This window comes from Psychrobacter sp. D2 (genome assembly GCF_013608135.1).
GTDB lineage: Bacteria > Pseudomonadota > Gammaproteobacteria > Pseudomonadales > Moraxellaceae > Psychrobacter > Psychrobacter cryohalolentis.
This window is the reverse complement of sequence record NZ_JACDXZ010000001.1, coordinates 335,984-361,174: the sequence shown is the minus strand read 5'-3', so window position 1 is coordinate 361,174 and position 25,191 is coordinate 335,984. Positions and strand designations below refer to the sequence as shown.

The 25,191-nt window shown below is 41.9% G+C and carries 20 protein-coding genes; 11 read left to right on the top strand and 9 right to left on the bottom strand.

The window, feature by feature from the left end; translation table 11 throughout:
• The first annotated feature begins 140 nt into the window (after positions 1–140).
• The 6 genes from H0262_RS01575 to H0262_RS01550 all read left to right on the top strand — a co-directional run bounded on the left by H0262_RS01575 (position 141) and on the right by H0262_RS01550 (position 6,035).
• Positions 141–986, top strand: a complete 846-nt coding sequence (locus H0262_RS01575) for an MOSC domain-containing protein (protein ID WP_409033811.1) — start codon at positions 141–143, stop codon at positions 984–986.
• 6 nt (positions 987–992) lie between these two features.
• On the top strand, positions 993–1,877 hold the full coding sequence (locus H0262_RS01570; protein ID WP_181209444.1) for an N-acetylmuramoyl-L-alanine amidase: 885 nt from the start codon (positions 993–995) through the stop codon (positions 1,875–1,877).
• Between the two features lie 29 nt (positions 1,878–1,906).
• Positions 1,907–2,101 carry a hypothetical protein gene (locus H0262_RS01565; RefSeq protein WP_181209443.1) on the top strand — a complete coding sequence of 65 codons (195 nt, stop codon included), beginning with the start codon at positions 1,907–1,909 and terminating at the stop codon, positions 2,099–2,101.
• Positions 2,102–2,463: 362 nt separating this feature from the next.
• Positions 2,464–3,600: a hypothetical protein gene (locus H0262_RS01560; RefSeq protein WP_011512584.1), complete on the top strand. Its 1,137-nt coding sequence runs from the start codon at positions 2,464–2,466 to the stop codon at positions 3,598–3,600.
• 6 nt (positions 3,601–3,606) lie between these two features.
• Positions 3,607–4,056, top strand: a complete 450-nt coding sequence (locus H0262_RS01555; protein ID WP_011512583.1) for a three component ABC system middle component — start codon at positions 3,607–3,609, stop codon at positions 4,054–4,056.
• Positions 4,053–6,035, top strand: coding sequence for a DUF3732 domain-containing protein (locus H0262_RS01550; RefSeq protein WP_181209442.1), 1,983 nt, complete (start codon positions 4,053–4,055; stop codon positions 6,033–6,035). Before H0262_RS01555 ends, H0262_RS01550 begins: the two co-directional genes overlap by 4 nt.
• A 279-nt stretch (positions 6,036–6,314) precedes the next feature.
• Here H0262_RS01550 and purL read toward each other — a convergent pair whose 3' ends face one another.
• Positions 6,315–10,337, bottom strand: a complete 4,023-nt coding sequence (purL, locus tag H0262_RS01545; protein ID WP_181209441.1) for a phosphoribosylformylglycinamidine synthase — start codon at positions 10,335–10,337, stop codon at positions 6,315–6,317.
• 436 nt (positions 10,338–10,773) lie between these two features.
• On the opposite strand from purL, the gene H0262_RS01540 reads away from it, so the two are divergent.
• On the top strand, positions 10,774–11,268 hold the full coding sequence (locus H0262_RS01540; RefSeq protein ID WP_181209440.1) for a pyridoxamine 5'-phosphate oxidase family protein: 495 nt from the start codon (positions 10,774–10,776) through the stop codon (positions 11,266–11,268).
• A gap of 109 nt (positions 11,269–11,377) precedes the next feature.
• On the opposite strand, the gene pgsA is transcribed toward H0262_RS01540, so the two are convergent.
• From pgsA to H0262_RS01515, 5 genes are all read right to left on the bottom strand, one after another.
• Positions 11,378–12,058, bottom strand: coding sequence for a CDP-diacylglycerol--glycerol-3-phosphate 3-phosphatidyltransferase (gene pgsA / locus H0262_RS01535; RefSeq protein WP_181209439.1), 681 nt, complete (start codon positions 12,056–12,058; stop codon positions 11,378–11,380).
• A 599-nt stretch (positions 12,059–12,657) separates the two neighbouring features.
• On the bottom strand, positions 12,658–13,089 hold the full coding sequence (locus tag H0262_RS01530) for an MgtC/SapB family protein (protein ID WP_011512578.1): 432 nt from the start codon (positions 13,087–13,089) through the stop codon (positions 12,658–12,660).
• Between the two features lie 107 nt (positions 13,090–13,196).
• Positions 13,197–14,357 (bottom strand): NAD(P)/FAD-dependent oxidoreductase, encoded by a 1,161-nt coding sequence (locus tag H0262_RS01525; RefSeq protein ID WP_181209438.1) that lies wholly within the window; start codon positions 14,355–14,357, stop codon positions 13,197–13,199.
• A 357-nt stretch (positions 14,358–14,714) separates the two neighbouring features.
• Positions 14,715–16,682: an acetate--CoA ligase gene (gene acs / locus H0262_RS01520; protein WP_181209437.1), complete on the bottom strand. Its 1,968-nt coding sequence runs from the start codon at positions 16,680–16,682 to the stop codon at positions 14,715–14,717.
• A 15-nt stretch (positions 16,683–16,697) separates the two neighbouring features.
• Positions 16,698–16,847: a hypothetical protein gene (locus tag H0262_RS01515; RefSeq protein ID WP_181209436.1), complete on the bottom strand. Its 150-nt coding sequence runs from the start codon at positions 16,845–16,847 to the stop codon at positions 16,698–16,700.
• A gap of 222 nt (positions 16,848–17,069) precedes the next feature.
• Between H0262_RS01515 and H0262_RS01510 the strand changes: the two genes are divergently transcribed.
• The gene (locus tag H0262_RS01510; RefSeq protein WP_181209435.1) at positions 17,070–18,371 is read left to right on the top strand and encodes an NAD(P)/FAD-dependent oxidoreductase; all 1,302 of its coding nucleotides are present in this window, start codon (positions 17,070–17,072) and stop codon (positions 18,369–18,371) included.
• A 74-nt stretch (positions 18,372–18,445) separates the two neighbouring features.
• On the opposite strand, the gene H0262_RS01505 is transcribed toward H0262_RS01510, so the two are convergent.
• On the bottom strand, positions 18,446–19,549 hold the full coding sequence (locus H0262_RS01505; protein WP_181209434.1) for an alkene reductase: 1,104 nt from the start codon (positions 19,547–19,549) through the stop codon (positions 18,446–18,448).
• Positions 19,550–19,783: 234 nt separating this feature from the next.
• Between H0262_RS01505 and H0262_RS01500 the strand changes: the two genes are divergently transcribed.
• Positions 19,784–20,035, top strand: coding sequence for a hypothetical protein (locus tag H0262_RS01500; RefSeq protein ID WP_181209433.1), 252 nt, complete (start codon positions 19,784–19,786; stop codon positions 20,033–20,035).
• Between the two features lie 84 nt (positions 20,036–20,119).
• On the opposite strand, the gene H0262_RS01495 is transcribed toward H0262_RS01500, so the two are convergent.
• Positions 20,120–21,016, bottom strand: a complete 897-nt coding sequence (locus H0262_RS01495) for a DMT family transporter (RefSeq protein ID WP_181209432.1) — start codon at positions 21,014–21,016, stop codon at positions 20,120–20,122.
• A 100-nt stretch (positions 21,017–21,116) separates the two neighbouring features.
• The gene (trpB, locus tag H0262_RS01490) at positions 21,117–22,343 is read right to left on the bottom strand and encodes a tryptophan synthase subunit beta (RefSeq protein WP_181209431.1); all 1,227 of its coding nucleotides are present in this window, start codon (positions 22,341–22,343) and stop codon (positions 21,117–21,119) included.
• A gap of 370 nt (positions 22,344–22,713) precedes the next feature.
• Here trpB and H0262_RS01485 point away from each other — a divergent pair, with 370 nt between their 5' ends.
• Positions 22,714–24,312, top strand: coding sequence for a GMC oxidoreductase (locus H0262_RS01485; protein ID WP_181209430.1), 1,599 nt, complete (start codon positions 22,714–22,716; stop codon positions 24,310–24,312).
• 116 nt (positions 24,313–24,428) lie between these two features.
• Positions 24,429–25,121: a hypothetical protein gene (locus tag H0262_RS01480; RefSeq protein ID WP_181209429.1), complete on the top strand. Its 693-nt coding sequence runs from the start codon at positions 24,429–24,431 to the stop codon at positions 25,119–25,121.
• Positions 25,122–25,191: the final 70 nt, after the last annotated feature.

Here is a 25,191-nt window from a genome sequence, read left to right as displayed (position 1 = left end):
TAAAATTCAAAATACGGTTAAATTTTAAACGGCTGAATTCTTACCATTAGAGGAATGATTAAGCTAAGATAATACGCATTATTAATGCCAATATCGATATAACCTCTCCCCTAATGAATCCCTATAGATTAGGAAAACCTATGAACTTAGAACCTATGAACTTAGAACCTATGAACGTACAACCTATGAACGTACAACCTATGAACGTACAACCTATAAACTCAAAAACAATAGCATCTTCTAGCCAAAAAAATACTGCTGACTTTAACCAAACCTTGCCGCTACATATCGCTACCCTCACCTGCGTTCGCGCTGGCAAAGCCATGCCATTTACCCGTGAAGAAATGAGCGCCATTGATAAAGCACCAATTAACGCGCCCGTCGCTGTCGACTTTATGGGTCTCACAACTGATGAGCAAGCCGATAGACGTCATCATGGCGGCCCACTAAAAGCGGTACATCAACTAGCGACGGCGACTTATGACAAGATTAATGCAGAGTTTAGCTTGAAAGTGCGTGTTGGCACATTGGGTGAAAACCTCACTACAGAAGCAGTAAATGGTTTGCTAGAAATGACGGAAGCGACAGTTTGTATTGGTGACGTTTTTCAGTATGGTCAAGATGAAATCATTGATGGGAATGGTGGCGACAGCGTGCAATTACGTATCGTCCAGCCGCGCCGCCCCTGCTACAAAATCAATGACCAAATCGGACAATTTACCAAAGTGCCAAATATTGCGTCTTGGGTCAGCAAACAAGGCATCGCTGGTTGGTATTTTCAAGTCGTTCGCGATGGCACGATTAGCGCTAATTTACCGGTTTATCTTATCGAACGCCCCTATCCTTTTGCGACACTTGAGAAACTGTGGCAGTTATCACACTCAAAAGAAAAGTTTGATGCAAAGGTTATCGAGCCGTGGCTTGCGATTGAGTGTTTGGAAGAGAGCTGGAAGAAGGTTTTGGCAAAGAAGATTAAACAGGGTTAGCATTTCATGGCAAAAAATATCTTTTTAGCATTAACATGCGCCTTAACGCTGCCTTTAATTGGCTGCGTGACCACTAATAACACCCAAATAGCGAATACTGAACGCTTCGTTGTTGATAGCGAAACCTATCAAGCCACTGGTAAAAGCGAGCGGATTAAATCCATCGTCCTGCACTACACCGTCTCAGATAATGCCAGATCTATAAAAACACTGACCACTGGAAATGTGAGTGCCCACTATCTGATCTTGGATATTAACGATAATAAGATTTATAACTTAGTGCCCGAGGGCGAACGCGCTTGGCATGCTGGTAACGGCGGCTTTGCCGGTAGAACGATACTCAACGATACCTCTATCGGCATCGAGATTGTCAATGCAGGCATTAAGCCTGAATATCGAGATGCCTTAAAAAACGGCGCGCTCGACTATCATCCTTATGAGCACTATGTCGAATTTAATGAATTACAGATTAAGAAAGTGGCGCAGCTGGTGCAAGACTTGGCAAAAAGATATAATATCTCAGCAAAGAATATAATCGGTCATGCGGATATGGCACCCTCGCGTAAAATCGATCCCGGTGCAAAATTTCCTTGGCAGCGACTCTATAAAGAGTATGGTATCGGCGCTTGGTATGATGAGTTTGATAAGCAATTCTTTATGAATCAAGACGCATTTGCAGCAGCAACGATACCTGAGATTAAGCAAGCGTTTCGCGATTACGGTTATCAAATCAATGACACAGACGTGTGGGATAAAGCCAGTCGCAATGTCGTGTATGCTTTTCAATTGCATTTTAGACCACAGCAGCCAACGGGCGAGCTAGATTTAGAAACTTATGCAATATTAAAGGCACTCAATAAGAAGTATGCTGGTCGTGATGACTTTTATTAATCGATAAAAAATATTAGGAGACATAAGCCATGAGCAACTCTCAATACAACGAGCAAAATGAGCAAGACGAGCTACAGAAGTATCTAGAAGAAAAAGCCAAACAGGAGCAAGAAAAAGAGCAGGAAGCCGAGTCGCTCTCTGCGTATGAGGCTTGTGTACTAAAAGAAAGCGCGAAGATTCATGAGTTGATTGCTGAGGCTAAGGAGGTTTTGAAGAGTGAATAGTTTTAATACCTCCGCTCATTTTTAAATTATGGTTGACGATGCTATTAGCAGATATTTAATTTATATAGCAGTTATGCATAATTTGAGATAATCTTGATTATGAGCGGACAGATCTATAGATATTAATTCCAAACGTAGACGATAAAAAATTGTAGGTCTGTGTCGAGGGACGAGACCCAGTACATTATTGATTCAAGTTATCACCTTAGTATTTCTATAAGTCGCAAGCTCTATCTATTTTATGTACTGAGTAAATTCATCTACTATAAGTTAGTCTAAACATTAGTTGTAAAGTATGACATCTAAGTGCTAAGCTTAATTTCATCTAAAACTTATGATTTAAATTTAAACGCGGTATCATAATGAATTCAACTAAAAACAGTGTACTACCTACTTTACGAGGGTTTCACTATCAGATTTTACTTGGTATTAAAAAGTGTTTTGAGTTGAATGAAGGTCAGTCAATTTGGTTTGAAAGTGATGGTGATATAAGTATACGTGGCAATGAATTAGAAAATAATGAACAAATAGAAAGTAAACATTACGATCAAACGGACTTTCTTACTGACGGTCACGCTAATTTTTGGAATACACTGAATAATTGGCTTAAAGATGATTTTGATCATACACAGTATGCTTTTTTAATTCTTCATACAACTCAGCCTACATCAAAAACAAGCCAACTCAATGGTTGGAACTCCAAAACTCCTGATGAAAAACTAGCTATCATAAGAAGTATTTATGATAAAAGAACTGGTGCCGAAAAAATAAAGAAAGACGCTAAAGGTGTTTTGAAATTTCAGCAAATTATCTTTAGTGATTCTAATAGTGCAAGAATCAAAGATATATTAGGTAAGATGCTAATTAATGACAGCGCAGATGATATAGATAGTTTGAAGATGAAACTAATTAACAAACTAGTGGGGATTCCTGATGATAATATAGATCAATACTTCGAAGGGATTGTTGGTTGGGTTTACGAAAAAATGGATAAAGATAGCTGGTTCATAAATCAGCATGATTTTAAAGATAGGCTTGAAGACTTAACGAGTAAATATAGTAGAGGAAAGTTTTCTTTTCCTCCCTTTACTGGAGCACTAGCAACAGACGTTGACTTATTAAAGCATAATGAATCACTTTTCGTTCAAAAGATAAAAGATATAGAGCATTATGACGAAATTCCTGAAGCTGTAGGAAACTACGCTGAATTTACGAATACCTTATTGGATGAGTCAGTACGATCACCTAAATATAGAGAAATAACTAAAACATATAAGAGTGATTTGATAAGGAAATTTAAAAGGAAATATCAAAATGCTTCGCTTTTATATCCAAATCACCCAAGGATAGATTGTGCAAAAATTCTATATAATGAGTTCATTGACGAGCCAGCAGAACAAGTTCAAGAGTGTGAAATGACTCCAAAACCATATAAAAACGGCTTAATTCATAACTCTATGGATGATGAAAATGATGAGTTAAAATGGGAGATAGACTAAGTGGATATGATTGACGCCGTTCACACCTACTACTACAACCCCTTCAAGTATGGAAGTCACATTGTATCATTCTACAACTCATTGGAAGAAGTAGAGCAAAACATATTACTACTTCCACTTATTATACCGATATGTAGTCATCCTGAACTGTCTAAAAAGTTAGATACGGTGAGATTATCTGGCAAAAGTCGTTCAACCTTTTTTACCAAGTTCGATAATCCCAAAGAATTTTATGATTTACAAGAGCGATTTGACGCTTTAAAACGTTTATCTGCACAAAGCTTAAGTTATTGCATAGTTAATGATTGGATGACTGTTGACGAATCTTCTTTAAGAATTATCGCTAACGAAAACTACGATAAAAAACAAATACATAAGCAGGCTACAAATTTAGGAAAATTATTTAGTGGTTTATCCATTACTGAAATTTATAAAGGATTGAGGGTGAACCCATGAGATCAATGATTTATGAAATAGGTATAATAGATGATAGTGATAAAAAACATCCAGTTTATTTTAAAGCTGGACTAAATATTGTCACAGGAGCATCTTCAACAGGTAAAAGTGCGTTAATCGAAATATTCGACTATTGCTTAGGAAGCTCGGAAGACACTATTCCTGAAGGTGTAATTACTGACAACGCTCAAATTTACTATGTTTGTATGGCAATCTCGAATCAAATATATGTTTTCGGTAGAAAACCTAAAAGTAATAGGGTTTATACTAGAACTATAGAGAAACATAGAAAAATTATAATCAATATAGAATTTTTCGAAGATAGGTTTGCTATCAGTAAATTCAAGGAGTATATGAGAAATGAGCTTTTAGATATAGATAGCATTGACGAATCTACAATAGATACATTTTATAAAGGCCAAAAAGAGAGTCGCCCAACAATACGTAGTTATATGTCGTTCTTACTTCAACATCAAAATTTAATAGCAAATAAGCACGCTTTATTCTATCGGTTTGATCAAAAAGAAAAGCGTGAACAAGTTATTAAACATACTAAGTTTTTTTTAGGATTTGTAAACCAAGACTATTTTCTACAGATGAAAAATAAAGAAGCTATTGAGATAGAAATAAAGAAACTAAAAAAAGAGAAAGAAGTGCTTAATTATTACAAGGAAAAGCAAGAGCTAGAGCTAGAGCCCGAACTGAAAAACATGTATGCACTGATGAGGTTTCCTAAAGAACCTATTAAATTGAAAAGTATTATATCTAACCCTGTAGAAAGTAAAAATAGACTTCATGTCATATTGCATCCTGATAACTTTGACTCTTCATCAGATATATTCCATCAGCGTTATGTAGCTATTTCAGAATCTCATGCCGAAAAAATTGTTGAACTAAACCATACAAAGAATAAAATAACTTCAATTAAAAACTCATTAAATCAAGAGGATAAATTACTAACCTCAGAAAAACTTGTTGATCAAGAAGCGGTTAAAGTTTTTGATGCCACCTGTCCTTTATGTGAGACTAAGCATAGCGAGTTACCTAAATCGGCTATACAGCTTAAAACAGCGATTGAAAAACTTAACCAAACACTTAGACTAACAGAAAAAATGCGCGCTCCTCTTCAGACACTATTAGCAGATACTGAAAGACACGCTGAAAAACTTACTAAACAGGTTAAAAGCTTACAAGCAGAAAAGAAGGAACTTGAAAGTATTAATGAAGTGATTAGAGAAAGAAAAGATTTTTCCGAAGCAATATATAATCAGAAATACAAGCTATTTAGTATTATTGACTTAATTAACCCTTCTAGTGATACCAAAATTGATTCGCAACTTATAGAGCTTAGGAAAGACTTGCAAGCTATAACAGGCGAGCTTAAAAAATATAATATTAATAACTTTATAGAAGAAGCGGAGAAAACCATAAATGAATATATGTATGATATCGGCAATGAGTTTGACTTCGAAAAAACTTATGATCCAATAAATTTGAAATTCTCTTTGAATAGTTTTGACTTGTACCATGATGATACTGATAAGAATAAAAAAATATACTTGAGGTCAATGGGTAGTGGTGCTAATTGGTTATATACTCATTTAACATTATTTCTTTCATTACATAAATATTTTGTCTCTTTAGGCGAAGACTGCTTAATCCCTTCTATATTATTCTTAGACCAACCAACTCAAGTTTATTTCCCAAATTTTAGCCGTGACACGAAGGAGAACTTCTCAACAGAAGATATTAAAAGGGTTGAAGGACTAGAAGATAAAAAGCTTGACGAAGATATGAAATCTGTTACAAATATCTTCAATCAACTAAATAGCTATTGTATTTCTCTGAATGAAGAGTTTGGATTTTCACCTCAAATAATTGTAACTGACCATGTAGATAACTTAGCTCTTGAGAACGGTGACTTTGAATCGTTGGTAAATGGAAATAGGTGGAGAACTAGAAAACTTATGAATTTCTAATAGTGCATTTGAGTTAAATGGTAGGCGCGGTTTAGCCCCGACTGTAGCGGTATCCTGCTGGTTTGGGCGAGTTGCGGTGGCTAGAGATTGAGGTGGTGTCGAGGCAACAGCAACATCTCAACTTGTGTCACCGCCTCGCCCAGACTGGCAGATACAAGCGTAAGGCGGGATTAGCTCCCCTACTTCTTAAAAACCCAAACCCCAAATACAAAAAAGGTGAGCCGAAGCCCACCTTTTTTTATGTTTAAAACAATGATTTAAAACAGCTTAACCTATATCTTAACGCAACCAAGCGCGAGCGTTACGGAACATACGCATCCACGCGCCGTCCTCGTCCCACTCTTCTGGCTTCCAGCTATGATTGTAGGCACGTAGCGTACGCTCAGGGTGCGGCATCATGATGGTGACGCGACCGTCGGTGCTACATAGACCCGTGACACCGCCGAGCGAACCGTTTGGATTGAGAGGATAGGTCTCGGTTGGATGACCTTGGCTATCGACGAAGCGCATGGCGAGCTGACCGTGTTTTGCCATACCGTCGATCTCGGTGTTGTCCAGCGTGGCATAGCCTTCACCGTGCGCGACAGCGATTGGTAAAATACTATCTTGCATGCCTTTGAACAGGATAGATTTGGTACGCTCGACTTTGACGTTGACCGTACGCGCTTCAAAGCGAGCCGATTTATTAGCGATGAAGCGTGGGAAGTTTTCCGCGCCTGGGATGAGGTCTTTTAACTGTGCCATCATCTGACAACCGTTACAGACACCAAGTGAGAAGGTATCAGGACGGGCAAAGAAGCGCACAAACTGCATGCGCAACTCGTCATGGAACAAGATAGAGTTCGCCCAGCCAGAGCCAGCGCCCAGTACATCACCATAACTAAAGCCACCACAAGCGACCAGACCATCGAAGTCACGTAGATTAATGCGACCTTCTAGCAGGTCGCTCATGTGGACGTCGACTGCTTCAAACCCGGCTTGGGTAAAGCCTGCTGCCATTTCTGTCTGACCGTTGACGCCTTGCTCACGCAGGATAGCGACTCTTGGTTTAGTTTCACGGCTGTTTAAGTATGGTTCTTCAACCTTTTGATTGAGGTCAAAGTTTGGTGCAGCGATAAGACCTTTATGGTTAGCGTCGCTAATCAAGTCATACTCTTGCTGTACGCATGCTGGGTTGTCACGGCGACGCGCGATTTGATAGCTGACCTGAGTCCACGCTTGCTGCAATTCAGTACGGCTAAAGCGTAGGGTGTCATCACCCATGAGCGTTGGCGTTTGGATAAGCAGACTGTCTTCTTCTGAGCTTTGACCAACGAGGCTCAGCATATCACTGACATTAAACTCTTCTGCCATCTGCATTAAAGCGGCGACGTTTTCTGGCAATACTTGAATAACTGCGCCCAACTCTTCACTGAATAGTTGACCCAATAAGTTGTCATCAGTCAAAGACAGCTTGATACCTTGACGACTGGTAAATTGCATTTCAGCGATAGTCGCCAGTAAACCGCCATCACCGATATCGTGATAAGCGCTGATGACGCCTTGCGCGTTACCCGCTTGGATAAAGTTAAAGAAATCGACCAAGTCGCTTGGCTGCGCTAAATCTGGGCAGTCATTACCTAATTGGCTTAAGGTTTGCGCAAGGATTGAGCCGCCTAAACGTAGCTTGCCTTTAGATAAATCAATACGATAAAACGCGCTATCGCCATTAATAAGCTCAGGCGTTATGGTTTTTGCAACGTCAATAACAGGTGCGAAAGCAGTAATAACTAAGCTCATTGGCGAAACGACTGATTTGTCTGTGCTGCCGTTCTCGTCTTCGTCCGTCCAGTTGGCACGCATCGATAGCGAATCTTTACCGACTGGAATTGCGATACCCAATGCTGGACATAGCTCTTCACCGACGGTATGTACGGCATCAAATAATGCTGCATCTTCTGCATCGTCGCCGCACGCTGCCATCCAGTTCGCTGACATAGTAATGTCAGATAACTGAGTAATACGTGCGCCAGCGATATTAGTAATCGCTTCACCAACGGCAAGGCGTGCTGATGCTTTTGGATTAATCAAAGCTACTGGCGTACGTTCGCCAACGCTCATCGCCTCACCGCTCATTGAGTGACCATCTAAGGCAACCAAGCCTGAAGCCGTAACGGCGCAATCAGCAACCGGAACTTGATAGCGACCAACGAACTGATCACGCACAACCATACCCGTGATAGAGCGGTCACCAATGCTAATGAGGAATGATTTGCTAGCAACGGTCGGATGACGTAGCACGTCTTTGATTGATTCCGCTAAATTGACTTCGCCTAACTCTAAAGCTGGTAAGGTAATTTCTTGACGCTCAAAACTACGCTTCATCTGTGGTGTACCACCAAGCAATACTTGCATCGGCATATCGACTGGTTGCTCTGGGAGCAATTCATCATTCACAACAAGCTGACGTACTTCAGTGGCTTCACCTAAAATGGCATACGGGCAGCGCTCACGAGCACAGATGGCATCGAATTGATCTTTGCTCTCTGGGCGAATCGCTAGCACATAACGCTCTTGCGCTTCGTTTGACCAGATAGCCATTGGCGACATGCCAGCTTCTAGCGACGGGATTTTACGTAGATTTAGTACCGCGCCCATCTCATGGTCATTGACCAATTCTGGCATCGCATTAGACAGACCACCTGCACCGACATCATGTAGCGAGACAATTGGATTACCGTCTTTGCCATTGTTGCTCGCATCAACGTCATTACCCGCCAGCGCCCAGCAACGATCCATCACTTCTTGACAGCGACGCTCCATCTCAGCGTTATCACGCTGTACAGAAGCAAAGTCTAAGCCTTCATCTAGTGAGCCACTATCGACCGAAGATGCCGCGCCACCGCCCAAACCAATCTGCATTGCCGGACCACCAAGGACTATTAATAAATCACCTTGTTGAATACTGTTTTTTTCAATCAAATTGCGTTTGATATTGCCGTAACCACCGGCAAGCATGATTGGCTTATGATAGCCGCGCATTTGGCTGCCGTCTTTTGCCGCTGAAGTGTCCAATTGGAAACTACGGAAATAACCGCATAAGTTTGGACGACCAAACTCGTTTGAGAAGTTGGCACTGCCTAATGGTGCTTCAGTCATAATCTCAAGACTGGTTGCCATACGATCTGGCGTACCATAATCCTGTGTACTTAATTGACCTGACTGCTCCCATTTTTCCGCAAGCTCTGGAATGTGAAGATGTGACACATGGAAACCAGTTAAACCTGCTTTTGGCTTACCGCCACGACCGGTTGCGCCTTCGTCACGAATCTCACCGCCTGCACCCGTCGCTGCACCCGCATAAGGCGCGATAGCAGTTGGATGATTATGAGTTTCGACCTTCATCAAGATATCGATTTCTTCTTGATGGAAATCGTAAGGATGGATTGAGTTGGCGTCAGCGGCATCATCAGTATTAGAAACAGGAATCGGGTAAAAACGCATCCCTTTAGAGCCTGCCATCACTGCTGCGTTGTCTTTATAAGCAGACAAGATGCCTTGAGGATTGGCTTTATAAGTATTCTTAATCATTTGGAACAGTGACTTTGGCTGAACTGCGCCATCTACCGTCCATTCAGCGTTAAATATTTTATGACGGCAATGCTCTGAGTTTGCCTGTGCAAACATCATCAGCTCAACGTCCGTTGGATTACGCTTTAGCTCATTGACATAAGCATTCATCAGATAGTCAATATCTTCACTCGATAACGCAAAGCCAAATTCTTTATTAGCTGATTCTAGCGCCGACTGACCTTGTCCAATCACGTCGATATGATTGAGTGATGCCGGACTTTCATCATCAAACAGTTTATTTACGTCATTTAAATCATAAACCAAGCTTTGCGTCATGCGGTCAAATAATAGTTGCTCAGCGGCTTTAGGTAGCGTTGCATTCACTTCGCCGTCTGCTTTTCCATCGACGGTTAGCGTATAGACAATGACACGCTCAACACGATTAATGGCAATTTCACAGTTATTAAAAATATCGGTCGCTTTACTTGCCCATGGCGATATCGTACCAAAACGTGGACCAACGATAACTTGTAGTTGATTGTTTTTAGGGGCTGTAAGGACAGTGCCACTGTCGACAGCAAGTAAGTCTAGCGCTTTTTTATGCTCATCACCTTTGAGTTCTCGTGATAACACATACACTTGCTGGGTATGAATTTGGCTGACATTTAGCTCGGTTTTTTGCTGAAACTGACTGATGAGTTGCTGCGTCTGAAAATCGGTAAGAAACGGTTGTCCGGCGATGGTCATCATAAAGGCATATTCCATAGGATATAGGCAATAACAGGCATCTCTGCCATGCTAAGTAAATGGTTCGCGTATTATAACAAGAAGCCCTGTAATAAGCAGGACAAAACCAAGATAAATTGCCAATTGCTTCGGTAATATTATGCTAAAGCATTGAGCAAATACTGACGATTTGCTATCAAAACAGCAAGGCTGACGGCACAGCGTCACAATTTTTACCTAAAGCTTATAATCCTTACAAACCCTCACATCGTCTTACGGGCAGCCTATATAAATAGCCCCGCAGAAATCGCTATTCTAGATAGCAGTTCTTGACGAGCTAGTTTTTATAAAACCAATTTTTATAAAATAAACGCTTTGTCTATATTAACCTGTTAATGATTATTTCCCTAACAACTATAAATTCAAAATTTATTTACAATAATGAAAAAGGATATCCACCATGAGTAACCAAGAGCATCTCGATAAAATCCAAGCCGTCATCAAAGACGTGAAATTTGCCATGATGAGTACCAGCAATAAAAAAGGCGATATTCATGCGTGGCCAATGACCACAAGTGAAGTCAACCTTGATAATAAAGAGATCTGGTTTATTGGCGATAAGACATCAGACGTCGTCAAAGATATTCAGGATGATGCAAGAATCGGGCTGACTTATGCCACTCAAGATGAAAAGAACTTTGTTTCTATTAGTGCTAACGCTGAATTACCGACAGACAAAGCTAAATTGGATGAGCTTTGGTCGCCAGTTTACAATGCCTTTTTTGAGCATGGTAAGGAAGATGAAAACGTACAATTGATTAAAGTAGTTCCTCATGGTGCAGAATGCTGGCTTAGCGGTAGTACAGTGGTGAATATGTTTAAGATGGCAGCGGCAGCCGTACAAGACGGCAAAACTGCTGAAGATATGGGCGAGACCTTTTCCGTTTCTTTATAATTTATCATAAAAAACGCCAGTGGTTGATGCGACTGGCGTTTTTTATTGACTGGGCTTTATAGTTTTAGAATAAAAGTATACGATTTAACCGCTATCTATTTAGCTACCTTTACCCACTTTGCTTTAAATACGGCCACGCAGCTTTAAGATAAATCATCATCGACCATAACGTTAGAATCACTGCCGCTACCATCAATACATAGCCGATGGTTTCAAGCGATTCCCAATTTAACAAAAGCACCGTAATCGCTATCATCTGAAAGGTGGTTTTGAGCTTACCTACATAAGACACCGCTACACTGGTACTTTTACCCAGTTCTGCCATCCATTCACGCAATGCCGATACGGCGATTTCACGCGAGATAATTACAATTGCTGCTATCGCCATGATGATATTGGGATGCCATTGCACTAAGATAATGAGCGCGGCTGCCACCATCAGCTTATCAGCGACGGGGTCTAAAAATCGACCAAAGGCTGATACCACATTGAGCTTACGAGCAAAATAGCCATCGAGCCAATCGGTAATGGCTGCTAGAATAAAAACGCCGGTTAATAACAAGTGACGCAATAGACTGTCGCTAAAGTCACTCATACCAACCTTTGCAATCACGTTGTCAGAGATTGCTGGCATGCCGATCCCCATAGCAGGCGGCCAATAAGCAATGGCGACGAATAGTGGAATCATTAAGATACGCGCAATCGTCAGGTTATTGGGCAAATTAAAAATACTCTTGTTACTCTGCGTACTTGACGGCTTCTGCGGATGCAAATGCGTGCTCTCAGTCATGGCAAACCCAGTTTAATATTGACCTAATAATGACGGATAGCTTAGCATTTTTCAGCCAAGTCGTCATGCCCTCTATGTAGGTATCGTTGATGCCAAGCGTATATTTTTCTAATCGAGCAATTTTTATCCTAGATGTGGCTTATTTAGCCACTTTAATGAGTGATAGCTGATTTTTATTACTCTTTCTTATCGCTATTTTTTGCAAAAACACCTCAATACTGTTGAATGCCTAAATACATCCATACATACACCATCTAAAACGTAATAACATGTAAGCAAGCTTAGGAAAATAGCGGAATGTCGGTTATCATGAGCCGATGATATCGATACACTTGTACACTAAAAATTGTAAGCAGATGTAAGAGTTTCTTGAACTGTCTCTTTTCAACCAAATATAAATAATAAGAACAACACCTAGTAATAATAATAAATTTGTATCAATTTATTTGTGGCTTATGATTTTTCATTTGATCGCATGATAAGTTTTCCTCAGTCCACGGTATCTCCTCCGTGGGCTCTTTTTTTGTCTGCTATTTAGTCATTTTATTGGCTGGGTGTCCTTTCCTTTATACATCATCTCGCAATATTTTCATTGGTTTCTACAGCTTTTCTTTTGATTTAAACGGCTCAGAGAATTGCAAGATCAAAAAACCAACCACAGACAAGATAATCGCAATTTCATAACGCCCATAAGCGACTGAAATACCAATAGCGCCGGTATTCCAAAGGCTTGCTGCCGTTGCTGTGCCTTTTGATCCTTGTTCATTTTTAAATATCGCGCCGCCACCGATAAAACCCATGCCGGTGATGATGGCATACATGATTCTCGCCTCACCAGTCGCATCATAAATATCCATACCAACGAGCATAAAAGCACAGGAAGCAATGGTCACTAAAGGAAAGGTTCTAAGCCCTGCGCCGTTGTCTTTCATCTCGCGGTTGAGTGCAATCGGTAAGGAAAGAATAAAGGCAATTCCTAATTGAAAAAAATGAAATTGCATCAGTTCCATATCGATATCAAATCCAGACATAGCGTTCTACCTCCTCTTATAACGATAAATGTTTTAATTTTTAGTGTTGGTTATGAGCTTGTTTACCATTTTAAAAAACACACTTTCAATCATCGTTTTTAACTGATTTAGTCAGCGCAGATTTTTGCTACGGTTTGTTTTGCCATCTGATAGCAGCTTTCGATGTTACCTTGTCCACACCAGTCGCCACTGACAATCCATTGACGCGGCTCATCAACTAAAATACCAAACTCTGTATTATCAAGCTGTTTAAGGGTTGCGGCATAACGCCAGCGATGACAATCGATTTGGCTTGGCGTACTATTTTCATCCCAACTCAACGCTTGCTTTGCTGCTTGTAGCAAGATTGCTTTTACAGCTTCTATATCGTCATCGACATGCTGCTCCGACCAATCGTTGCGAGCATGAATAGTAATACTGGGTAATAGACTGCCATGGTCAGGTTTTTGATGTTCAATAAAGATACGATCGAGCACCGAATCCTGCACATAAGCCACATCCCATAAAGGGGGTGACGTGTTTAATGCAGTAGGTAAAAGCTGCTCTTTATCCCACCCAAGCATCAAGGTATAACAGGCCTGCATCTGTGCTTCGCTAATTTTTGCAAGCTCTTCAAAATTGCTATCCGCCATCAGCTCTACAGCTTGACCATTGGGCGTTGTACAAATTACCCAATCATAGCTGCCAAGGCTGTTGCCATTCTCATCAAACAGCTTAGTTTTGTTATTAGCCTCATTTTGTTCTACAAAATCTTCTTTGCGTAATGGCGCCACACGAGTTTTAAAGTTTATAGTTGTATGCTTTAGTTCATCAGCCAAGGCACGACCCCAGCTGGTCATCTTGGGCGCGCTGATATAACGTGCTTGGGTACTGCTCCATTGCTCTTTTATTTTGATATCAGCAGTCTGAGCGGCATCGTTAGAAGGTATTAAGTCCACCACATTGGCATACCATGGCTGCAATAAATCACTTTGTAGCCATGGTTTGATAAACTGCTGAAAGTCAGCACTTTTGGCAGTAAAAAACTGCGCCCCAAATGCCCATTGCCAGTTTTTATGCGTTGCGCTGTCCGTGCGATATCGCGTTGCTAAACGACCAACGCTACGGGATTTCTCAAAAATAGTAATTTTAGGTGATACTGATTTACCGTTTGCTTCAATAAAAATGCGCTCCAATAACGTAGCCGTAAATAAGCCAGTCAAACCCCCGCCAATAATCGCAATTTTTGGTATGGATTGTTCAGTCGTATGCAAAGTAGAGTCAGTCATAATGACAATAAACCTTATAAAATATTTAGCAAAATAGTAAGTAGTCAGGTGAAAGTAAGGGGGTTATTCTAAAAAATATTGAACCTCTAAAGCCTGCTAATATAGTTAATCCATTTTAAAAAAGGGTACAGAACTACTAGGGTTAATTATTTGCAGCCTCTGTCTGCGCAGGCACAGCAAGCAAGAAAAATTAACCCCAGTAGTACTTTATAATGTTTGTATTTCTTTTATTTAGGACCGACTATATCCATGATATTTCGGTAAAAAGCCATGCTACTTTTATAGCATGGCTTTTTACCTCAGCTTCCAATCATTTTTAAGCATTGACCCTATTCAAATTTTATTGATATTGAACAATCAATGTGATTTTGCCCGTTCAGTTTTAACCACTTCGACCAGCTCGTTAATGACTGAGCTGTCAGCTAGGGTAGATAAATCACCCAATCCAACATACTGTCCTGCCGCTAGACTACGCAAAATACGGCGCATGATTTTACCAGAGCGGGTTTTGGGTAAAACATTGACCATATAGATGGCATCTAAATTGGCAATCGGACCAATCTCAGAGCGCACATGGCGGTTTAACTCCAATTTTAGTGATTCAGTTGCCGTTTCACTCGACTTTAAGATAACAAAAGCGCAAATTCCCATGCCACGTATGTCGTGCGGCATTCCTACTACCGCTGCCTCTGCCGTCGCTGGGTGTGCGACTATCGAGCTTTCAATCTCTGCGGTGCCCAGTCTATGTCCTGACACATTAAGCACATCGTCGACACGACCGGTAATCCAATAGTGACCATCTTCATCACGCTGTACCCCATCACCCGTAAAATAATAGCCGGGATACTCGGTAAAATACGTCGCTAAAAAGCGCGCGTGGTCTTGATAAATGGTACGCATCTGACCGGGCCAGCTACTATTAATCGCCAAATTGCCTTCTGCAGCACCTTCAAGCGCAACGCCATCGGTATCAATGACTTCAGGGACGATACCATATAGAGGATTCATCGCCGCGCCCGGCTTCATTGCGACCGTCCCCGGTATTGGCGCGAGCATAATACCGCCAGTTTCTGTCTGCCACCAAGTATCAACAACCGGACACTTGCTGCCACCGACGACATGATAGTACCAGTCCCATGCTTCAGGATTAATTGGCTCACCAACCGTCCCAAGTAAGCGCAAACTTGAGCGATCCGATTCACGTACAAAGGTATCGCCCTCTTTCATCATAGCTCTGATAGCGGTCGGTGCAGTATACAAAACGGTAATTTGGTGTTTATCGATGATATGCCCAATGCGTGCCCATGTCGGATACTCTGGCACGCCCTCAAACATCACTGTCGTGGTGCCATTAGCAAGCGGTGCATAAGTGGCGTAGGTATGACCCGTCACCCAACCGACGTCTGCGGTACACCAGAACACGTCATCCTCTTTGATATCAAAAACATCACGAAACGTGGACAGCGCATAAGTGATATAGCCACCTGTGGTGTGCAACACGCCTTTAGGCTTGCCTGTTGAACCTGAGGTATATAATAAAAACAGCGGGTCTTCTGCATTCATCACTTCAGGTTCGCAGTGCTGCGACTCACCATCGACCAAGCTGTGATACCAGATATCACGGCGACCACTCATCGGTACTGAATTGCCTGTACGATGGACGACGATGACATTACTGACACTGTCAGTGCCATCCATATCTAGCGCGCGATCGACATTAGCCTTGAGTGGCGTACGCTTGTTACCACGAATACCTTCATCAGCGGTAATGACCAGCTTAGACTGACTATCAATGATACGATTACCCAAGCTCTCAGCGGAAAAACCGCCAAATACCACTGAATGTACCGCACCAATACGCGTACACGCCAGCATAGCAACCACCGCTTCTGGTATCATCGGCATATATAAGGTAACGCGGTCGCCCTTTTTGACCCCAAGCTTGCGCATGGCATTCCCTAAGCGACAAACGGCTTCATGCAGTTCTTTAAATGATATGATTTTATGCAAGGAAGGATGATCGCCTTCCCAAATAATGGCAGGCTTATAGGGATTATTTCTGACGTGGCGATCCAGACAGTTGACTGAAATATTCAGCTCGCCATCCTCAAACCATTTAATGCGAAAGTCTTCTAAGTCGTAGCTGACGTCGCTGATTTTGGTGGGCTTTTTTATCCAATCAATCAGCTCGGCACGCTCCGCCCAAAAGGCATCTGTCGCCTCAGCTGATGCAATTGATTGCTTATATTGTTCAGCATACTGCTCGGCGGTGATATTGGCTGCGGCGAGGAATTCAGGCGCAATGGGAAATGATTTTTGAGTCATGAGCTTCATCCTTTTTTAATTATTATGACCTGTAGCAAACATCGCTGATAGCGAGGATTGGCACAGGCAATAAGGGTCATCTTCCATAATGGTGACACTCAAAGACAGTTTGACAAATATGCTGAATGGTTGCAAGGCATCAACCACTAATCGCAACAATTGCATAGCACATCAGTATGTTTAACAGTGCAGATTCTATGGCAGATATTTTTTACCGCTCTTTTTTGAAAATGCAGTTGCGACAATGCTATTTAATCCTTGTAACCTGTTATAAAACATGGACAATAGCAACCTGATATCAAGCACTATAATTGATATCGCCATTCTTTATATGACAATAGGCTCTATAAGACTTATTTGCACTTTTAAAATCAGGAACTACCGACCATGGACAAGCACCGTACTGCCTCACAATACTCGCATTATGATGTCATCATCATTGGTGCTGGTGCGTCAGGGTTATATTGCGCATTAACCGCCGGTCGCCGTGGTCGCCGTGTATTGGTACTAGACCACGCTAATAAAGCCGGCAAAAAAATCCTTATGTCTGGTGGCGGGCGCTGTAACTTTACCAATTACTTTGTGGAGCCTGAGCATTTTATCGGTAGTAACCCGCATTTTTGTAAATCAGCGCTCAGTCGATATCCGAGTTGGGAGTTTATCGGTATGGTTGAGCAGCATAAAATACCCTACCATGAGCGCGAGCATGGTCAGCTATTCTGTGATGATTCGGCGCAAGACATCTTGACGATGCTGCTCGATGAATGTGCCGCTGTCGGTGTACAAGTCAGGCTCAACACTCAAGTCGACAGCGTGCAAGCGCTCGAAAACGATCAAAAGTCGCACTTTCAATTACTAACCAGTAAAGCGCTGAGCAAAAAAGAAAAGCAAGAGAAAAAAGAGACTCCAGAGAGCGCTAAGCCTGTGCAAACAGCCTTTCGCTGTGAGTCACTGGTCGTGGCGACGGGCGGCTTGTCCATTCCGACCATGGGGGCGAGCGGTTTAGGCTATGAGTTAGCGCAGCAATTTGGTCATAGCCTTATCACGACTGATGCAAGCCTAGTGCCCTTTACCTTTACTGATAAAACTGGCGAGCTGATTCGCACGCTTGCTGGTATTAGTCTCCCTGTGATTGCCAGCAATGATCGCATCTCATTTAAACTGCCACTACTATTTACCCATCGCGGACTCTCTGGTCCTGCCATGTTGCAGCTGTCCAACTACTGGCATACAGGCGAAACCATCAGTATCAATCTGCTCCCCGATATTGATATGAACAAGCTATTGCTTGCACATAAAAAATCACACCCAAGACAGCTTATCCGTACGGTATTGGCGGATTATACAGACAATGCCTTACCCAAAAAATTGCTTGTGGCTCTACAAACGACTCTTTGGGATGACATTAAAGACAAAGAGCTTGCCAATATTAAAGATGAGCGTTTAATTGAACTTGGTGAAAAACTTAATGGTTGGCAGCTAAAACCTTCTGGCACCGAAGGCTATCGCACTGCTGAGGTCACGCGCGGCGGCGTCAAGACTGATGAAGTCTCCTCAAAAACCATGCAAAGTAATTATCAAGATGGTCTGTATTTTATTGGTGAAGTGCTGGATGTCACAGGCTGGCTCGGTGGTTATAACTTCCAATGGGCATGGGCAAGTGGCTTTGTCTGCGGTGAGATAGTTTAAATCATATTGACCAAATCATAAAAAGCCACCTTGCTAATCATAGCAAGGTGGCTTTTTTATTGACCGTCAAACCATTATGCTTGGTTTAAAAACGGATAATCGGTATAGCCTTCTGTGCCGCCACCATAAAAGCTTTGCGGATGTTGCTCATTTAGCGGCGCGCCTTCGCGAATACGCTCAGCCAAATCAGGATTGGCGATATAATCACGGCCAAACGCCACGGCATCGATGTAGCCTGACTTGATGTTTCTTTCAGCCTTTTCCGCTGTATACCCACCTGCAGCAATGATTGTCTGATCAAAGGCATCGCGAACACGCTGACGGAACGCATCACTATAAGGCGTTCCACCTGCCCAATCAGGCTCAGATAAATGCAAATACATAATAGCGCGTTGATTGATTTGTTCAATCAGCCAAATGTTTTCATCTTCGTTATATCCAGCTTCCACATTATTAAACGTACCAAGCGGTGAAATACGAATACCGACATGGTCCGCATCCCATGCATCGATACAAGCATCAATCACAGCCAGCATTAAGCGCGCACGGTTCTCACGGCTACCGCCATATTCATCAATGCGCTGATTGGTATGCTCAGCCCAAAATTGATGTAATAAATAGCCATGTGCACCATGAATTTCCACTCCATCAAAGCCCGCCTCTTTAGCGTTTTTGGTCGCAAGACCGAAATCAGCAATAACTTGCTCTATCTCTTCCAGTGTCGCAGGACGCGGTGTGGTCGCTTCAACTCGAATAGCTTGGTTGTTGCTATCGCGCAGTGAAGTACGTACTCCCACATGAACATCGGAGGCAGAGATCGGCGCCTTACCGTCAGGCTGAACACTTTCGTGTGCTACAAGACCAGTGTGCCAGAGCTGTACTACTATCTTGCCGCCTTTTGCATGGACATTGTCGACAATGGTTTTCCACGCTGTCGTCTGATCTTCGGTATGGATACCAGGCGCGCCTGCATAGCCTTTTGCCTGAAAAGAAACCTGTGTCGCTTCAGCAATGACAAGCCCAGCACCGCTACGCTGTGAGTAGTACTCGCCAGCAAGCGCTGTAGGGACATCACCGGGCTCGACAGAGCGCAAGCGCGTCAAAGGTGCCATAATGATGCGATTTTTTAGGGTTTGGGTGCCCATTTTGACGGGTTCGAATAAATTATCATGTGCCATAAAAAGCCTTATTTGCTGTTATAAAAATACGGTTATAGAATTTGTTGATGATGAATAATTCACACTTAATATTACGTCCAAAACGCATTAAGCACGCTATTCATAAGCCGTGTTCTTTATAGGGCGTAGATACGGTAATTCCAAGGAAAAATTACAAACAAAAATATCAATATGGCATGATATCGGTATTGATAATACTCATTATTCAAAGCCTCTTACTAGCATATTAAGCGAATGACTTTAATCAGATTGGCTGATTATTTCATTAAGCCTTTATCCAGCGGATGGCAACAGACAATCAAGATATCTTTTGGAGCGCTGCTGCCCATTACCACTACTTTTGAAGAGCTGATCAAACGGGCGGTATTTTGGGAAAATTATGGGCAACGTTATCCCAATGGCTACGCGGTAAAAGACGCCAAATTTTTATTAGATGTATATCGCAATGCGATTTTCTTCGATTTGGCGTGCCGATGGCGACAATAGGGAGTGCTTAGAAGGGCTATTTCGCCAAAAAAAACCTGATTTTACACAGGTTTTTTTATATGAAATTTAAAAATAGTCAATGTTTTATGATTTGAGCATCTTTTTAAAAGACAAATTCAAAGACAAATAAGTACCAAATAATATCACCATAGAGCCGATAATCGCGGGCGTATCCAATGCCTCTCCAAGCAGCAAATAGCCTAAAATAATGGCAAAAATCGGAATCACCAAAGTAATACTGGTTGCTCGTACCGGACCGATACTTTTAATCAACTGATTCATAAAAATCAGCGCGATGGCAGTCGAAAATACGCCGATACAAATGACAGAAATCCAAGCGGTGAGACTGATGCTCTTACCATAAGGAAACTCATAAACCGCCACAGGCAACATAATCACACTGGCAATGATAAGCGAGCCTGCGGTAATCGCTACTGGTGAGACATTTTCCAAGTAATTTCGAGTGATATTTGCCCCAAGCGCGTAGCCAACACAGGCCAGTAATGCGTAGCCCATCGGCAATAACCCAGAACCTGACCCAGCGCCCTGCCCGCCAAATAAGTTCTCGCTCATTAGAATCATCACACCGATCACACCAATGACCAAACCGAGAATTTGCTTTTTTGACAGTCTGTCTTTAAAAAATACACTGGCAATAAAGCCGCTTATCATTGGCACAGATGCATTAAGCACTGCCAATACGCCAGCGTTTACCGAGCGCGCTGAAAATGCAAACAGGATAAAGGGCACTGCTGCGGAGAACAGCCCAACCAACGTTAATACTTTCCAATTTTCACGAATGCCTACTCTGTTTTTCTTTTTTAGTATTAAAAACACCAGCATCGTCAGTCCAGCCAAGACCACACGTAGGCTGGCAAAAGCTAATGAGCCAAATTCAGGCACGCCAATACGATAAAAAATGAAAGACAGCGACCACATAAAGGATAAGGTGATAAAAATAACGAGGTCGCGGTTAGACATGAGATGATCCTATCGAGCATTAGACAGTAAAAAAACCTCGATGATAACTGGTTAAGCGCTCAATAGGTATTGTATTTTCTGTACTTATCACAGATTTATTTTATAAATCCACCTTATCCAAAATAAAATCGATGTCTTTATCGCCACGCCCTGACAAATTGACCAAAATCGTCTCAGCCGCTGACATATCTTTGGCTATTTTCATGGCATAAGCGATGGCATGTGCCGACTCTAAGGCAGGAATAATACCCTCAAGGCGTGATAATGCCATAAACGCTTCTAAACATTCTGCATCAGTCGCTGACTCATAGGTCGCGAGCTCTAAATCTCGCAGGTGCGAATGCTGTGGTCCAACCCCTGGATAATCAAGACCGGAGGCAATCGAATGTACAGGAGCTGGCTCACCTTTTTCATCGAGCAGTACATAGCATTTAAAACCGTGAATCTCGCCTTTCACGCCCAGTGACATCGTCGCCGCATGGTTAGGGGTATCCAAGCCTTCGCCTGCTGGTTCCACGCCAATTTTTTCTACATCTTTATCATCAAAAAAGCCACTAAACATGCCAATAGCATTAGAGCCGCCGCCAACACAAGCGACCACTTTATTAGGCAGCTTACCCGTCGTCGCTAAGAACTGCGCCCGTGCTTCATGTCCGACCACTGACTGAAAATAGCTGACCATTTCAGGGTATGGCGCAGGACCTAATGCCGAGCCAATCGCAAACATACTGCTATCAAGCTCATTAAGATAAGTCTCAAAAGCGCTATCGACTGCTTCTTTTAGCGTCCCTGCGCCGCGTGAGACTGGTACGATATTGGCACCCAAAATCTTCATACGGCTGACGTTTGGATGTTCTTTTTTAATATCGACCACACCCATGTGGATCTCACATTCTAATCCCATCAATGCCGCTGCCGTTGCCAATGCTACACCATGTTGCCCCGCGCCCGTTTCGGCGATTACTTTGGTTTTGCCTAATTTCTTGGCTAATAATACTTCACCCAAACAGTGATTAATCTTATGCGCGCCTGTATGATTTAAATCTTCACGCTTAAAATAAATCTGCGCGCCGCCGCAATGCTCCGTCAAACGCTGCGCATGATAAATAGGACTTGGACGACCAACATAGGTCTCACGCAAGCGCTTCATCTCAACGATAAAATCATCATTTTTAATGATTTCACGAAAGCCCACTTCGATCTCTGCCATGGCTTTGGCCAGCTCAGGATGACCGATTTTGCCACCGAACTCTCCGTATAAACCATCGTCATTGGGCAAAATTGATTGATGTAAACCGTAGCCAGTGGCGGTATTTTGCGTTGTCATAGTTAAGCCTTATTATTTTAAAATGAGTATTAGCATTAATATTTTTGCCAAATTATTTAGCATTGTTAATGATAAAAATATTTTAATGTATTTACGTTCTAGTACATTGAAACAAGATAGTAAGCGAAATTCCCTATTTGGTCAAGTTTACGCCTTACTATAAAAATAATTGACTAAAAACTGGCAAGAATAATCGATGAATGAAAGCCCGATTTGTCTATAAGTATTACAGCAATCGTGTGACTGAAATAATAACGCAACCTATGTTTGCTAATATGATGCTCGCTTGGCTTAGCGCACCTTTGCGGTCGAAAGCTAATATTATTTCATACAGGCTTTTTTTAGCTTAAATATCAAATTAGGATACACCATGCAACGACGCCAACTGATCAAAGCCATGGGTTTAAGCTTAGGCGCTATCAGCACCTCCGCTGCGGTGAGTGGCTGCCAAACGCTTGCTAAGCAGCCAAAACTACCAAGCAAAATTACTCAAGCGGGACACTTTCCCAATATCATCGTTGGTAGTGGCTATGGCGGCGCGGTATCAGCGCTACGATTAAGCGAAAAAGGTCATAAAGTATTGATACTTGAGATGGGTATGCGCTGGGATAGAACGCCCGAACATAATACTTTTTGCAAAATGATTAGCGCTGATAAACGCTCAAGCTGGTTTAGCAATATGCCAAACGCTCCTATTCCCATTCCGATACCTATCAAAAAGTACCCTGGGGTTTTAGACTTAATCGAATATGAGGATATGAAAGTCTTCGCAGGGCGTGCTTATGGTGGCGGCTCTATCGTCAATGGCGCGATTGCCATTCAGCCCAGACGCTCACACTTTGAAGAAACGTTCCCTTGGATTGATGCTGATGAGATGTACGACACTTATTTTCCCCGTGCCATGAAAGACCTGAAAGTTAGTAAAATCCCTGAATCGTTTTTTAATGAGTCCGAGCATTACGAATTTACTCGTTCAGCTGAACGCCAAGCCGAAAAAGCGGGACTAAAAACCGAGTTCTTTGGTAACAGTTATGACTTTGATTACATGCAACGTGAGGCGCGCGGTGAGGTTTATAAATCGGCACTCGGCGGCGAAGTCATTTACGGCAATAACGCAGGCAAGTTTTCACTGGATTTAACCTACCTAAAAGACGCTGAAGCCACGGGTAATGTCACTGTCAAAACCTTACGCAAAGTCAATAGTATCCAAGCGCTCGATAATGACCAACTTAGATTAGAAGTTCATGTGTTAAATACCACAGGCGGTATCGATAAAATAGAGCATTACACTTGCGATAAATTGTTTCTAAATGCGGGCAGTACGGGCACTTCAGAGTTACTGCTTAAAAGCCAAGCGGAAGGCAAATTAAACAACTTAAACGAGCATATCGGCAAATACTGGGGGCCAAACGGTAATATCATGACCGGTCGCAATTTCGTCCACGCTGCAGGCACCACTCAATCTACCATTCCGGTCAAAGGCATCAACATGTGGGACGGCGATAGAGACGGCTCAAAGTACAAAATCTTTGCCGAACTCGCGCCATTACCGTTAGGACTTGAGACGTGGACGACGCTCTATCTGGCCATCACTGACAATCCAGAACGCGGCAACTATTACTATGATAAGACCACCAAAACCGTCAAACTGAATTGGAAACGCGAGCAAAATGAGTACTCAGTAAATGCTGCCAAAGAGCTGATCGGAAAACTTGCCAAAGTAAATGGCGGCTCGACATCAAGCTTACTGTTTACCAAAGGCTTCGGCGATAACTTCTGCTATCACCCGCTTGGCGGCTGCGTACTTGGCAAAGCGACTGATGGAGTGGGACGCGTCAAAGGACACGAAAATATCTACGTGCAAGATGGCGCGTTAATCCCCGGTAGCGCTGGGGTAAATCCATATGTGTTTATCACGGGACTTGCTGAGCGGAATATGGCAAGTATTTTGAGGGAAGATTTTGGGTAGGGTGTTGAGGTTTATAAGTGAATGTTTAATATTTAAACTATGCGATGATGTATGATACTCCCATGCTATCCCACTTATGTTGGACCAAATATATTCCAAATATATAGAGATTTACTATGCCTAGTATAGACTTAGGGTTGTTAGATAATTTTTGGCTATTTATAGTCATAATGGGAACTTTAAAGTTCCTCTTTGAGCTAGCAAGAGTCTACAAGTCTTACCAAGAAAATAGATACTTTAGTCTTGATAAGGTTAAAGAAGCTTTCGAAACAGATAAAATTGATAACAAACTTAGAAAGCAACTAGTCGACACTTATGAAAAAGAAATATTTCATAAGGTTTACAGACTAAATATTAGCAAAGAAGCTCGGAATAAGATAATAGATATCTCTGATAGAGATGATGAAATTGAATGTACTACATTTAGAAAAGCGAACAAATATATTGATTATGACAGACACCACTTAACCTTAAAATATGGAAAAATATACCCCATTTTAAAATTAGTTAATAGATATTTAGCTTATTTTTATTATATGGTTTTTGTACTACTTATTGTAGGATTTTTAGTTCTTCTATTTGATTATGAACACTTATCAATATTTTATAAAAATATAGGTAGCCCTTATTTTCTTTTATTACTCAGTATTTATGCCTTTTTAGCATCATTCTTATGCATGAAAAAAGAAGTTGCTCTTGAAGCAGTAATAAAATTAAGGAATTATGCTCTATCATATCCAGACGATATAAAGATTATATATAGAGACTCTCGAATTAATAAGATTATAGATATTTTTCTAAATATATAAGCCGCACTTTAAATATTTTTTATGATTTGGAATACTATCTTCCTATCAATCCATGCTATCAATTGTCAAC